The organism is candidate division TA06 bacterium, from assembly GCA_016208585.1.
GTDB lineage: Bacteria > Edwardsbacteria > AC1 > AC1 > EtOH8 > UBA5202.
This window is the reverse complement of sequence record JACQXR010000043.1, coordinates 36,586-50,984: the sequence shown is the minus strand read 5'-3', so window position 1 is coordinate 50,984 and position 14,399 is coordinate 36,586. Positions and strand designations below refer to the sequence as shown.

Sequence of the window (14,399 nt, the reverse complement as noted above, 5' to 3'; positions counted from 1 at the left end):
CATCTTAAAAATGGTGGAGGATAAGAAGATCACCGCTGAGGAGGCGGCCAAACTTATGGCCGCCATGGATTCGCCCGGAGGGACCAACGGCAAGGCCCGCTGGCTCAAGGTCAGGGTTTTCGAAAAAGGAACCGACAAACCGAAGGTCCGGGTGACCGTCCCCCTGACCCTGTTAAAGATTGCCGGTAGCCTGGGCGGAAAATTTTCCATGATGATGCCCGATGAGGCCAAGTCCCAGATGGAATCCAAGGGAATAAAACTGGACGCCGAAAGCTTCGAGGACATCGAAAAACTATTTGACCAGTTTGCGGTCAACGGCCAGTACAAGATGGTGGACGTGGAGGATGACGGGTCCGGCCAGCGGGTGGAAGTCTACGTGGAATAGCCTGTAAGCCGCTATCAAACAATTACTATAATCTTCAGCCCGGATCAAATACCATGAAAATACTTTTTCTGGTCTTTTGCTTAATAACAAGCACTATTTGCCCGGCTCAAAATTTACCGCCAGGTTGCCAATCCCTTCCGGCTGTCTTTACCGAACAGGCCCCGGTTATTGATGGTGATTTGTTGGATATTTGCTGGGACAGCCTGCCTTCGGCTTCCGGGTTTATCCAAAAAACACCTAAAGAGGGACAGCCGTCAATCGAGTCAACTGCAGTAAAGATTTGTTATGACCGTAAATATCTTTATTTTGCGCTTTACTGCCAGGATAAACATCCCGACAAAATATCCTCCCGGCTTATTCCCCGGGAGGAGGGCGATTACGGGGATATAGTGATTATCCTGCTGGACACTTACAATGATAAACGCGGAGCTTATAAGCTATTCATCAATCCCAAAGGCATTCAGGGAGACGCTTACCTTTCGGAGGATGGCGCAAACAGTGACTTGAGCTGGAACGGCGTTTGGTCTTCGGCCGTTAAAATAGACACTAGCGGATGGACCGCCGAGTTGGCCATTCCTTTTAAAAACCTGCGTTTCGCCGACGGCGAAAATCAAACCTGGGGCATAAACTTTGGGAGGTACATCGCCTTAAATAACGAAGTGTCATATTGGCAACCGGTCACTAAACAAGAAGGCTACCCCCGGATCTCCAAATGCGGCAAACTGTGCGGGTTATCCGGAATAAAGCCCGGGCGCAACCTGGAGATTTTACCTTATGGTCTTGGGAGAACCGAAAAATATTCGAATCAAAGAATTTCTGCGGGCAAGTTGGGATTGGACGCCAAATGGGCGCCCACCACCAATATGGCCTGGGATATCACCATAAATCCCGATTTTGCCCAAATAGAAGCCGATCCCCAGAACATCAACCTTTCCAGTGCCAATTTTATGGGGAAGCAAGCTGACCGGTAAATCCTTGGGGACCACTTTGGGCGCCATAATAGCCCGGACCGGAGGATTGGATTACGATGACTACGGCGTGCCGGCCACCGAACCGTATGCCAGTTATAGCGTACTACGCCTGCGCCAGGATATATTTTCATCCTCCACCATTGGGCTGCTTGGCGTCAACCGCACCGTTCCCGGGGATGTCAATAGTGTGTTCGTGGCCGACGCCAACGTAACTGCGAGTCGCTTTAAAATGGCCGGAGTTTTTGCCCGATCCCTCAACCAGGCTTCCGGTTTATATGGCAATTTGGGAGAGGCTTCCCTGAACTGGGATGCTAATTCTTACCAGTTGTTCTTCGGCCTGAAGGATATCGGCCGGGATTTTTACATCAAAAAGTTCGGCTATCGGGGCGATGCCGGATATAAAAACTGGGCGGCCGGAGGAGGAATCAAACCTGACTTAAGCAATCTTGGCATAAGCTCTTTATGGGCCGGGTTGTTTTGCGGCCGAGGCAAGCAATACCGTGATGATAAATACGGCGACGGTTTTTCTTTTAATTTCGACTTTAGCACTTTTAATGCCTGGGGATTTTGGGGCGGGACGGATGTCAACCGGGGATGTGTCGAGGGCGTTTGGCAAAAAACCATGAGCTATTGGGCCGGGATCAACTCCGATGAAAGGAAAAAACTGAACGGGGGGTTTAATTTTTCCCAAAACGATGCCTACAATTACGATTGGAATTATTTCGGCCATAGCCGTACCTTGGAAATATGGTCCGGCCTTAATGTTTTATCTAATCTTTCCTTTTCTTTCACTGCCAGTAACATCTGGCAGTATTACCAAAGCTGGGAGTATCACCGGGCCGACCTGACCTCCGGGCAAAGGCTTCAATACTCGCTTACCAAGGACATTGCCTTAAGGGTTTTCGTCCAGCAGAACACCTCGGACCACAGCCATAATTTTAACGGCCTGATAAGCTGGAGCTTTGCTCCGGGGAGTATCTTTTATTTGGCATATAATGAGGTCCGGGACAATTCCTTGGGGAACCTGGCAGTGCAAAGCCGTACCATTGTTGCCAAGCTTTCGTATTTGTGGAATTTGTAAACCAAGCTATAATCAATCTCTTTTTTTTAGCGCAGGGCGCATTACCGCGCTGCTTGCAGGAAATCTATGTTCCTGTTTTTTTCTTTTAAATTCAACTTGACAGTTAGTTAAAAATAAAATATAATTAACGTTTAAGTTCCAGCGTAGCTCAATGGTGGAGCAAGCGGCTGTTAACCGCAAGGTTGTAGGTTCGAGCCCTACCGCTGGAGCCAGACTTGACGCCCAGACGAACTTGGGCTTTACATATATCTTTAAGGTGAAAAATGAAAATAAAAGTATTATATAAGCAAAAAAGAAACAAACAACTTTTTGTAAAAGAGGGTGTAACTTCTACACTTGCTTATCAGTCAGATATGATAAATCACAATGTAAATAAAATATATTGTGGAGATTCTTTAGAGTTACTAGGAAATTTATCTGCTAATTCTATCCATCTGATTATAACAAGCCCACCATATTTTGGATGCAGGATTTATGGCAATGAAACATTAGGTAGAGAAGAATCCCCTTTAGACTATGTTAGTAATCTATTACAATTCACCATAGAATTAAAAAGAATCTTGCGTCAAGACGGTTCTTTTTATTTGAATATTGGTGATGTTTATTTTGGAACAAAAGGTTTTATTAGAAATAAGGGAAGATATGCAAGAAAAACAGATATACATTACAGAGAGCATAAAATAATAAGACCAAATGGCAAATATCTACAATACAAACAACTTTTAATGATTCCAGAACGTGTTGCTATAGGTATGCAAGAACAGGGATGGATTTTACGCAATAAAATAATTTGGGAAAAGCCAAATCCTGTACCGTCTTACTCGCCAGATAGACGTTATCCTGTTTATGAGCATATTTTCCATTTTGTAAAATCGAGAAGATATTATTTTGATTTAGAAATTGCTAAAAGATTAAACAACCATAGGGATATTTATAGAAATAGTATTGAACCTTTTAAGGAACATCAAGCATCATATCCTGTTTCACTTATAAAGCCTTTAATTTTGACTACCTCAAAGGAAAACGATATTGTATTGGATCCCTTTATAGGAAGCGGTACTACGGCTGTAGCCGCAATTTTTACTAATCGTCGCTTTATTGGTTTTGAAATGAACATGGAGTTTTGTAGGATTGCAGAAACTCGCATTAGAGAAACACAAATATCAATAAATAGCCAGTTATCATTAAAAAACATTTATTAAACAAATGGAAAAATTATGAACGAAAATAATTTAAAACATAATAATACTTATATTGCCTATCTAAAAGCCATTTGTTCTTTATCAAGATTATTCTCAGAGTCAAACACTCCTTATTTGCATTATAGGATTGCTGAGAATATATTTTGCAAGGCGTTTAAAGCAGAAAATTTATCAAGAGATGATTTGGCATATGATGCCCGTATGGGAGAGGTAGGAATTGGATTAAAAACGTTTATTGACAAAGGAACCAACTCGGAAAAAATTACAGAACTGAACGTTTTTAGCAATCAATTAAGAAAACTGTCAGGGAATGATCTTGCCATTAGACTATCTGAGTTAAGAAACGAAAGAATTGAATTTGCAAACAGAACCTATGGGATTAAATCAGCAATTTATCATTGCGTGGCCCGAAAAAAACAATTGTTAAAAATATTTGAATCCAGCTATGATTTAATCGATATAGATGATATTAAAAAAATAAAAACTCAAGAAGCAAGTATTTCGTTTGAAGACGGTAAAAATGAATATTCATTCAATTTCTCCAAAACCACATTATTCAAAAAATTCTATACACCACAAGATGCCCTAATAGTAGATATTGAGATATTAGATGACCCATTACAACTTATTCATCAATTATTTAATCAACAAATTAAAAGATTGACCAAACGTGAAATAGCCGGTGTTAATTTTGTAGTTTTACCTTTATATTCATTAAGAGAAAGTAAGGTTGGTCATAAAGTCGTTCCAGAAAAAAGTGGATTAAACCAATGGAACGCAGGTGGAAGAACAAGAGATGTCGGCGAGGTTTATATTCCAGTTCCTAATATTATTCACAGCAAGTATCTAAAATTTTTTCCTGACAGAGAGACACCTTTTAATTTACATGTTCCAACAACAGAAACTTTAAGTACAAAACTCTGTCAAGAAAACTCAAAAGCATTAATGACAAATCCTAATAATGCGCTTTCTGATTGGCTATTAAGAAAGGTATTAAACCTTAAAGAAGGCGAACTGTTGACATATGATAAATTAAAACTTTTGGGGATAGATAGTGTTAGAATCACTAAGATAGACAATCAGAATTATAAAATTGATTTTGCCAAAATTGATAGTTATGAGAAATTTATCGAAGGTAAAAATGAAGAGGAATAGGAAGATATAAAAACTTAGATTTAATAATAATTCTATCAGCCAGTTCTTTCATTTTATTTACTCCGAAGAATATGCAAGCCGGAGCGGAGCCATGGCAAGGGAGAAATTCTTAAAAAGCGGAGCGGGCAGAGAATTCCTTAAATGCCGATTAAACAATTCCGGCTGTTAATCCGCCCTTGGCGGATTGTCGTAGGTTCGAGCCCTACCGCTGGAGTCAGATTGCAAAAAACCTTTAGCCAAAAGGCTAAAGGTTTTTTTATTTTGTCTAAAATATATTGAAAACAGGCTACCTGACCACCACAACTTTCTTGACCGACTGGTTCCACCCGGTGGAAAGTATCACCAGATAAAGCCCCGAGGGCGCAGGCTGTCCCTTATCGTCTTTCATATCCCAGTATCCGCCGGGGCGGCCGCCGGTTATAGGCAGCAAGGATTGGCGCGGCTGACGCTGTCCCGGATACTCCCCGGCCAGCTGGGTGCCGTAGTCCATCTGCCTCAGCATTCTGCCGTCCAAGGTGTAAATTCGTATGGTTATATTATAAGAATCCCGGGCCAGAAAATACGGCAGATATATCCCGGCATCGCCCGGCTTGGCGGGATTGGGATAGGGATCCAGCAACTGGTCGCTCTCCGGCGGCGCCACTTCGGGCGCGGTGTAATTCAGCGCCGCCAGTCCGTCAGGGATTCCCCAGCCGATGCGGTAAACGTCGTAAAAATCGTGTATAGTGCCGGTATTGTCAATATAATATTTGTGGCCGGTAGCAATGCTATCAAAACCGGGATTATAATTGGGGTCTATCCCCAACTCCGTGGACAAAGATTCCGGATGTGCCAGAAAAGTCTCCATCGTGGCTTTGTTGCTGCCGCTGTGCTTCAAGGCATCCATCACTTGCTTGGGGCCCCAGGTTGGATGCGCCTCCAGCAACAGGGCGCACAGACCGGCGGTCAGGGCGCAGGCCCCGGATGTGCCTGGGCTAGTGACTATCTCGCTGTAATTTACTGTATCCTTATTGTTGGCAAAATAAGTTTGCCAGGCGGAGGCAATATCCGGTTTTATCCGGCGGATAAACAGCGAATCACTGCCTCCGAAACGTTGGATCTTTATGCTGTCGGCCGCCGGGCCGGTAGAGGCTCCGTTTCCGACCGATGGATTGGCCCAGAGCCTGTCGGTAGGCCGCACGCCGCCCACCGCGATAACGCTGTCGCCGTCGGCCGGGGCGATCAAACAGGTATCGGGCCTGGTGTTGTTGCTGGTATTGCCGTTGGAGTTAAGCACCACTATTCCGCGGGAGACCGCGCTGTCGGCGGCCCGGCTGCAAAAGGCCACATCGCCGTTCATTTGGCCGTAGGTGTAAGACGCCCTGACCGTGGTGTCGCCCCATTGCCTGTAACCCAAAGAACTGGTGGCGATATCCACACCCAGGCTGTCGCCCCACTGCAAAGCCGCCACCCACCAGTCCTCTTCCAGGTAAAAATCGCTGCCGGTCAATTTTTCGGTCTTGGCCAGCACAAAATCGGCGTTGTAGGCGCTGCCGATCAAAGACCCGCTTTTATAACCGCCGATGATGGATAGCATCCCGGTGCCGTGATTTGTTTGCTGCCTAGTGCTATCCTGATCCTGCTCAAAGGAAGTGATGCTGTCCGGCCGTAAAGCCAAAGTATCTTCATCGCCGTTCTGGTCCCGGGGGTGCACCATTCTCTGAAAGTCGCGCTCGGCCACCACGCTGGTCCTTAAAAGGGCTTCGTGCTGCCGGTCAAAGCCGGTATCAATGATCAGAATACGAATGCCGCTACCGGTGTAGCCCTTGGCGTGAAGATCGTTAATATTTAGCAGTTTTATCTGTCCGTCGGCATAGCCGTAATCCAGCGCCGATAGCGATTTAGAGCCGGCCGGCTTGGCGGTCTTAAGTTCGTCTTCGGCCCTAAAGCGGGCCACCAGGTCAAGCCTGGCGACATAGGGAAGCTCTGCCAGTTTTGCGATTTGATCGGCTCCGGCCATGACGCTGACGGCATTCAGCCAGGGACTGATCACCCTGATCCTAGTCCCTGATTTTTTGATGGCCTCAATATATTTTCCCGAAACCGGCAGGTCGCCGTAGCTTAAAGTTCTTCCCAGTTTCTGGCGGCGGTCCAGGGACCTTTTCTCCAGTATGCTCTTGTAACCTGCCCCCGGCTTATCGGCCAGAGTTACCCAGCAGATATACTTTGTTCCCTTGGCTCCCCGGCTTAGAGCCTGTTGCAGGGACGGGGAAATTTTCTGAGCCGGAGCCGGAGATTGAAGCAGCAGGGCGAAAAGTCCAGAAAGGACTACTACCTGGATTTTTACGGTTTTCATGCGATCCCGATCTTTATTCGGTTGATCTTATTGTTACTGGGAAATTACCCGGGGCTAAACGACAAAACAATTTTATCTTCGGCGTCATTTCCTTTTGCCGAACAGCCCTCCCAAAATCCCCCTTTTTTCGGGCCCGGGCTTGGGGGCTTGAACCGCGGCGGGCTTGGACGCAGGAGCGGGCAGGAGGGGGAGTTGGGGCTTTTCCTCAGGTTGAGCGGGCTTGGCGGCCGGCAGAACCTTAAGCAGGCCCGAGGATAAAAGCCCGTAGAGCACCTTGCAGGTCTCAAAATCGCCCAGATGCGAATCTTTGATGATCTGGGTAATGGGGCGCGAGCCGTCCACCGTGGCCAGCACCTTCCATTCCAAGGGCTGCAGCTGGATGTCCTCGGTCCCGGCCGGCGGTTTTTCCTCGATGGCTAAAACAAGGTCCAGCGAGGGGATCAGCTTCTGGATGTCTTCCCATTCGTCTATCTGCCGGGCCGCCTCCAGCACCAGGTGCATGATGGGAGACTGCACGTTATGCCGGCCCGCTGTCTCGTCGGGCTTGAAAATGAACGAACCCTTGCGCCAGCGCAGGATCCTGGTGATGGCGCCGTCTCCGTGAATATCCCCGGCGGAGGCAAACACCGCGGCGCCTCCCTCAAAAAATATGGCCCCTTTGTCGCTTTCGCTGCCCACGTTCAGGGCCCCGGTCTTCTTGCCCAGGCTTATGAGCTGCAGGATGTCGGCCAGATCAAAATCTTTTAAATTGCCTTCTAGTCCCATTGCTGCCGTATGACGTTTAATTAGTGATGAAGATTATTATTCCCAGACCCGCTCCCAGCAGATTGGCAGTCAGATCTTTGTAACAGAAATGATTATTGGGGCTGGAAGCGTCCCTGGTTTCCTTGGCCAGGCCCCATCCCAGGCTCAGTCCCACCGCCAGATTTCTGGAAAATGCCCTCTGTTTCTGTTGTTCGTAGCGCAGCAGGTGATAACTAAAACCGACTAAGGCGGCGCTTAAAGCCAGATGCGAAACCTTGTCCTGGGCCAACCAGCGGTCATTGTAAACTTTATTTTCCGTTTCCTGCCCCTTGGGGCTTCCCACCCCGGCTAGGATCAGCAGAGCCAGGGTTAGAATGAATGCCGGAGCTTTCAAAATCCCAGCCCCAGCGAGAACCGGTGGCTGGTTCCCAAATCATACTCGTGGGGCACGAAGGCGTAATCGAAGGAATAGCCCCTCCATTTCAGGCCCAAACCGGCGCTGAAACTTTCACTGGAGTGGCCGGTTTTATAGCCCAGCCTCAAGGCCGCCTGATCCCGCCAAAAATATTCCAGTCCGGTTCTGGTCTGCCAGCCGGCGTCTATGGCCTTGACCGCATCCAGAGCCAGCAAGGCCTGTCCGCTGAAAAACAGGCGGTCGGGGCTGAAGCCTGCCCCTAATTTGAAGGTGGCGGGCTGTTTATAAAGGGCTTTGTCAAGTTGGAACCTTGGCCCTAGATTGTCTATGGTGCCGGCCAGGTTCAGCCCCAGTTTTTTTATCCTGATGTCGAGGCCGGCCTGCAGATTATAGCCGTATCCTGTATCCAGATAAATTTTTTCGTACAACCTGCGGTAGGAGATTCCCATGGCCAGTTCCGGAATGGGGGCAAAGGCATAGGAGATCCCGGCAAAAAGATCGTAGGCCTGATAGTAGGCTATGGGTTCCTCGGCCGGAAGTTCCTCCCGTAAGGGGATATCCCCGGCGGCCAGCATCCGGGCCGCGGCCCCCAGCCGGTGTCTGCCGGAACTATAGGCGTAATAAATCTCATCCACCGAGGTCTGGGCTATCCAGAGGTTATGCTGAAAATGCAGGCTGTGCTTGGTTGGAATGGCCGTCAGCCGGGCGGGATTCCAATAGCAGGCCGAGGCGTCGGCTATCGCTGCTATCCCGGCATCCGCCATACCCGCCGCCCGGGCCCCGGCCCCGATCTTTAAGAAGGACAGGGCGGTGGAGCCTGCGTTACCGTTTATCTCGGCCGGAGCAGTCGCTGCCATCAGCGAAACGATTATCGTTATTATGGCGGTCAGTTTGATCATAACTTTTCCCCTTGGCAATAGCATTGCTAATAGGTTATCTTAAGGTGCTTCAAAAATGATTGCGCCTACTTTTAAATGCTATATCTGCTCCTTTAATGCTATTGGTTAAGTGGTTTGGTGTTTTTATTTTTTAGAAGACCTGAAGACCTGGGGTTTTTCGGTAAAAAGCATTAGCGCCCCAGCAGATAATTTGATCCGTAGCTTCCCGGGCTGTTGTATTCAAACTGGATGATCATATTTTGGAAGGGCTGGTATTTAAGACCGAACGACGGCAGAAACAATCCCTGGCTGCGGCTGTCGAGCCGGTAAGCCGATTTATTGAAGGCCGCCGGCAAATAGCTGTAGGCCAGGTCCAGTTTGATTTCCAGCTTCTGGGAAAGCCTGTAATTCATGGTATTGCGATAGGCGTTGGACAGCAGGCTGGATTTCCCCCAGGCGGCATAGCCTATGGAAAAGCTTTGCTGCATGGTGAACCGGGAAGGGTCAAATAGCTTTCCCCGTCCGTTGTTCAAATTGTTCGCCCCGCTGAAATCCAAAGGGCCGGGCTGGGCGGCGGCCAGAGAGGCCAGGGCCAAAGAAGCCAGAAGAAATAAGTTGGCCTGTTTCATTTTTTATCTCCTTCAGAGCTTTTGTTAACGGTGGGGGAAGGCGTCGGTATGACAGCGCTTTTATCGGAATCGGCTTTGGCGCTTTTCTGATATTCGGAACTGCGGTATTCCGTGGCATAGAACCCGGCCCCTTTGAAAATAAACCCGGATCCTGTTCCAAGAAGGCGCTCCACCGGGCCGCTGCAGACCGGGCAGGAATTGAGGGGCTGGTCTTTGATGGATTGCAGTTTATCAAACCGGTGTCCACATTTTGCGCATTGGTATTCGTAGGTGGGCATTCCGTTTCATCCTAAAATAGTAAGTATACTATTAACAAGGCCTTGTGTCAATATAATTTGGAATTTTTGGCAGATATTTAATGCGTTAATATACCACTGTTTCCGTTTTATTTCAAGGCTTTTATATCGGGGGTTGGTTTTTTGCCCAATTTTTTGCCCAATTATATCTTGACAATCGCTGGGTCAAGTAGTATCATAAACAATTATGAATTTCAGCCGATTGAAATTTTTAACAATTTAATAAGGAATTTCCCATGAAAAAAACATTGGTTGGTTTTCTGGTCTTGGCTCTTTTGGGCCTGGCCGGGGCCGCCCTGGCCGACAACGGCCGGATCGCCATATCACCCCACATGAAGGGCGTGGTGATCTTCAAACTCAAAACCTTTCCGGTTATGGACGCCAAGGGCTTTTCCTGCGGGGCGCCTCTGGTGGACGTCGTATTACAGCAGCACGGCCTTGATAAAATAAAAATGATCTACCCCCATAAGCGCCTGGCCAAGAGCAAAGCGGAACAGGAGCTTTCCAAGATCTGCCAGGCGAAGGTTTCGGAGACTGCGGACATCAAGGCTCTTTGCGCGCAATTGAAAAACACCGGGCAGGTGGAGTATGCCGAACCCCGATACTTAAGGCAGGCCGAGTTTACCCCCAACGATCCCGGTATCGGAAACCAGTGGTTCCTGACCGCCATTCAGGCCACTTCGGCCTGGGACATTTCCACCGGCGACACCCTGGTAACGGTGGGCATCGTGGACTGCGGGGTGCAGACCACCCACCCCGACCTGGCCGCCAATATCTGGCTTAACCCCGGCGAGGCCGGGGCCGACAGCAACAACGGAATTGACGATGACGGCAACGGTTTCGTGGACGACTACCGGGGCTGGGATTTTGCCGGTCCCGATTTGGCTGACCCATCTCCGGCCGGGGATAACAATCCCAATCCCACCGCCTCCAACAATGACCACGGCACCCATGTGGCCGGAGACGCTTCGGCCGTCACCAACAACGGCGTGGGCGTGGCCGGCATCGGCTTCAACTGCAAGGTGATGGCCATCAAATGCAGCTATGATAATGATACCCAGTACTATGGCCAATCGCTTATTTATTTCGGTTACGAGGGAATTGTGTATGCTGCCGACAACGGGGCCCAGATAATAAACTGTTCCTGGGGCGGCGGCGGCTTCAGCCAGTACGAACAGGATATCATTAATTACGCCAACGGCCTGGGATCGCTGGTGGTCTGCGCCGCCGGCAACGACGATTCTCCCGCCCCTCATTATCCCTCGGCCTGCGAGAATGCCTTCTCAGTGGCCGCCACCGAAAACGGGGACGCCAAATCGTCTTTCTCCAATTACGGCGCCACTATTGACATTTCCGCGCCCGGCTCCACCATATACAGCACCGGTTATCCCAACACTTACGTCTCTTGGAGCGGCACCTCCATGGCCAGCCCGGTGGCGGCCGGAGTGGCGGCCCTGGTAAAGTCCTATTATCCGTCCTATACCAACGCCATGATAGCCACCCTGCTGATGCACTCCGCCGACAACATTGACGCCCAGAACCCGGCCTATATCGGACTGCTGGGGGCGGGAAGGGTCAACGCCTATAAAGCCCTCACTACTACGGTAAATTCCTGGACGCGCTATTACAGTCATAAAACCATTGACGGCAACGACAATATTCCCCGGGCCGGAGAAACCGTGAACTTGACAGTTACCTTGCGTAACGGATGGGATGATGCCCCTTCCATTACCGGTGAAATATCCACCTCGGACTATGCGGTAAATTTAATATCTACCTCGGGCAACTTCGGCTCCATAAACTCCGGCGATACCGCCAGCGTTGCCACCTACAGCTTTACCGTGGACAGCACCGCCCTGCCTCATCAGGCCTTGTTCACTGTACATATCAACACCAACGGAGACCTGCACACCGACACCTTTTATGTCCAGATCGAACAGGCCCCGGTGTTGCTGGTGGACGACGATGGCGGGGCCTCGGTGGAAAGCTACTATAAAGATGCCCTGGCCGCCGGAGGCGTGTTTTACAACTATTACGAACATCTTACCCAGGGGACTCCCGACTCCTTGATGTTGGATATGTTCCCGGCGGTGATCTGGTCCTGCGAATGGGCTTTCCCCTCGCTTGATTCCATGGATCGCAAGGCTCTGAAACATTACATTACTCAGGGCGGCAAGCTTTATCTTTCGGGACAGGATATCGGCTGGGACCTGCAGGATACCACAACTATATACTCCCACGAATATCTGCTGGATTCCGCCGGCTGCACCGATTTTTATCAAAACTATCTAAAAGCCACCTACTTGGGCGATGACGGCGGCAGCTCGGCTACCGGGATAGCCGGAGACACTCTGACCGACGGGCTGACCTCCGCCATCTACCAGCCGGGGCGGGCGTCAATCGAACAGTTTCCCGATTATTTCACCCCCAACGGCGCTGCGATATACTGCTTCAACTATGGAGCCACCACCAGCCGGGCCGGATTGCATTGGGAAAACGGGGTAACCGGCGCCAAATTAGTTTACACCGGCTTCGGTTACGAGGCCATCACCACATCATCGGTGAGGCAGATTTTCATGGACCGCATCATCCGCTGGTTTTTGGGGGACATCAGCATTGCCCATACGCCTCTGACCGACACCGAGAACACCTCCACCCCTTACCGGGTGGCGGCCGTGATCAGTTCCAGCGTCGGAGTTAAGGAAGCCTTTCTTTATTACAATTTGGACGGCTCGGCCCCTTTTGAGCAGAAGCTGGCCATGTCCTGGGTGGGTGCCACCGACACCTTTGAGTGCTTCATACCGGCCCAAACCAATCAGGCCGTCCAGTATTACATCGTGGCCCAAAACAGCAAGGACCTGAAAACCGCCAAGCCCATAGAAGCCCCCTTTACCAGTTACGGATTTTACGCCGGAGCGGACACCGTTGACCCGGTCATTTCCAGCACTGCGCTTAAAAACACCATCAACCTCAACGGGCCCTATGCCGTTACCGCCACGGTTACCGACAACATCGGGCTTCAGGATTCCACTTATCTTCATTACAGAATCAACTCCGGTTCGGAGTACCCGCCGGTAAAAATGACGGGCAGCGGAACATACAACGGACTGATAACCCTGCCGGTCCGCATCAACACCTGGGATACCGTTAATTACTATGTCACTGCGGTGGATAATTCCAGCCAGCAGAATTTGGGGCGGGGCCCGGTTTCAGGTTATTATTATTTCGTGATGGCCGACTCCGAACTGGTCTCCAACTTTGACAACTCCACCGAGATCGCCAAATGGGATACCACCGGCGGTACCGCCCCCTGGCGGTTGTTTACGTCCACACCCCATACTGCTCCTTACGGCATGCGCACCGGGACAGCCAACTATGCCAGTAATTCAAACATTCTGCTGACCTTGAGACAGAACAGCGCCTACAATCTTGATCCCTATGCCGACAACGGCAAAACCGTCAAGCTGTTCTGGTGGCAGAAAGGAATACTGGGGGCCAGCGATACCCTTTTCATAGAAGGCAGCCCGGACAACTCCGCCTGGACAAACCTTAAAGCCCGCACCAGTCTTACCACCGCCTGGGCTTTGGACAGCGCCGAGGTCAATCCTGTGTTCAGCAGTAAGGGAGCCAACGACACCGTGAACTTCAGGTTCCGCCTCAAGTCTGATTCTACTGCCACCAACGCTTACGGCTGGGTACTGGATGATATCCATATCAAAGTCCAGCCCATACTGGGAATAGCCGGCGGCCGGCCAGAAGCTTTGGAGCCAAAGGTCTTGGCCCTTTTGCAGAACAACCCCAACCCCTTCAAGCACACAACTTCCATTTTCTATCAACTGCCGGCAGAAACCAAAGTATCGCTGAAGGTTTACAATGTGGCCGGGCAATTGGTGCGGACCCTGGTCAATGCCAAACAGCAGGCCGGAAGCTATGCCGTCAAATGGGACGGCCGGGACGGCGGCAGCCGCAGATTGGCGGCCGGGGTTTATCTTTACCGGTTGTCCGCCACACCTATAAATAATAATAAGGGCGGATCCTTGGGCGGAGAAGCCGGAGAATCAAAATTTACCAAAAAACTGGTGCTGATAAAGTAACCTGAGCGTTCCGGTAAAACAAAAACCCCCGCCAGCGGGGGTTTTTTTATATCAGTTTAATCAAAGACGCAGAAGACCACGGGTTCTACCCGTGGATGAATTCGTGTCTTGTATTATCAGTAAGAAATTGTTGATTACAGAGGTCGTGTAATCCCGCCGTAGGCGGGTAACCCGGGTAGAGTGCCACGGGCTCTGCCCGTGGCACTCTACGATC

General features: G+C 49.7%; 12 protein-coding genes and 1 tRNA gene. 7 read left to right on the top strand and 6 right to left on the bottom strand.

All coding sequences use genetic code 11. The features are described from left to right. From HY768_03740 to HY768_03715, 6 genes are all read left to right on the top strand, one after another. Positions 1–385: hypothetical protein (locus tag HY768_03740; protein ID MBI4726329.1), on the top strand; the 385-nt coding region annotated here is incomplete at its 5' end. A 182-nt stretch (positions 386–567) separates the two neighbouring features. After that, on the top strand, positions 568–1,356 hold the full coding sequence (locus HY768_03735; GenBank protein MBI4726328.1) for a carbohydrate binding family 9 domain-containing protein: 789 nt from the start codon (positions 568–570) through the stop codon (positions 1,354–1,356). Next, entirely contained in the window at positions 1,322–2,437 is a 1,116-nt protein-coding gene (locus HY768_03730; GenBank protein MBI4726327.1) for a hypothetical protein, read from the top strand. The genes HY768_03735 and HY768_03730 overlap by 35 nt, the downstream gene beginning before the upstream one ends. Positions 2,438–2,574: 137 nt before the next feature. After that, positions 2,575–2,649 (top strand) — tRNA-Asn (locus HY768_03725). 51 nt (positions 2,650–2,700) lie between these two features. Next, positions 2,701–3,639 carry a site-specific DNA-methyltransferase gene (locus HY768_03720; protein ID MBI4726326.1) on the top strand — a complete coding sequence of 313 codons (939 nt, stop codon included), beginning with the start codon at positions 2,701–2,703 and terminating at the stop codon, positions 3,637–3,639. A 15-nt stretch (positions 3,640–3,654) separates the two neighbouring features. Beyond that, positions 3,655–4,794: a restriction endonuclease gene (locus HY768_03715; protein MBI4726325.1), complete on the top strand. Its 1,140-nt coding sequence runs from the start codon at positions 3,655–3,657 to the stop codon at positions 4,792–4,794. Positions 4,795–5,080: 286 nt separating this feature from the next. On the opposite strand, the gene HY768_03710 is transcribed toward HY768_03715, so the two are convergent. From HY768_03710 to HY768_03685, 6 genes are all read right to left on the bottom strand, one after another. After that, a complete protein-coding gene (locus HY768_03710) occupies positions 5,081–7,129 on the bottom strand; it encodes a S8 family serine peptidase (GenBank protein MBI4726324.1) in 2,049 nt (682 codons plus the stop codon). 84 nt (positions 7,130–7,213) lie between these two features. Further along, positions 7,214–7,894, bottom strand: a complete 681-nt coding sequence (locus HY768_03705; GenBank protein ID MBI4726323.1) for a DUF4388 domain-containing protein — start codon at positions 7,892–7,894, stop codon at positions 7,214–7,216. A 16-nt stretch (positions 7,895–7,910) separates the two neighbouring features. Further along, positions 7,911–8,267 carry a hypothetical protein gene (locus HY768_03700; protein ID MBI4726322.1) on the bottom strand — a complete coding sequence of 119 codons (357 nt, stop codon included), beginning with the start codon at positions 8,265–8,267 and terminating at the stop codon, positions 7,911–7,913. Beyond that, positions 8,264–9,187, bottom strand: coding sequence for a PorV/PorQ family protein (locus HY768_03695; GenBank protein ID MBI4726321.1), 924 nt, complete (start codon positions 9,185–9,187; stop codon positions 8,264–8,266). The genes HY768_03700 and HY768_03695 overlap by 4 nt, the downstream gene beginning before the upstream one ends. A gap of 170 nt (positions 9,188–9,357) precedes the next feature. Beyond that, entirely contained in the window at positions 9,358–9,795 is a 438-nt protein-coding gene (locus HY768_03690; protein ID MBI4726320.1) for a hypothetical protein, read from the bottom strand. Continuing rightward, positions 9,792–10,073, bottom strand: coding sequence for a zinc ribbon domain-containing protein (locus HY768_03685; protein ID MBI4726319.1), 282 nt, complete (start codon positions 10,071–10,073; stop codon positions 9,792–9,794). Before HY768_03685 ends, HY768_03690 begins: the two co-directional genes overlap by 4 nt. A 254-nt stretch (positions 10,074–10,327) precedes the next feature. Between HY768_03685 and HY768_03680 the strand changes: the two genes are divergently transcribed. Beyond that, positions 10,328–14,185, top strand: a complete 3,858-nt coding sequence (locus tag HY768_03680) for a S8 family serine peptidase (protein ID MBI4726318.1) — start codon at positions 10,328–10,330, stop codon at positions 14,183–14,185. The last annotated feature ends 214 nt before the right edge of the window (positions 14,186–14,399 follow it).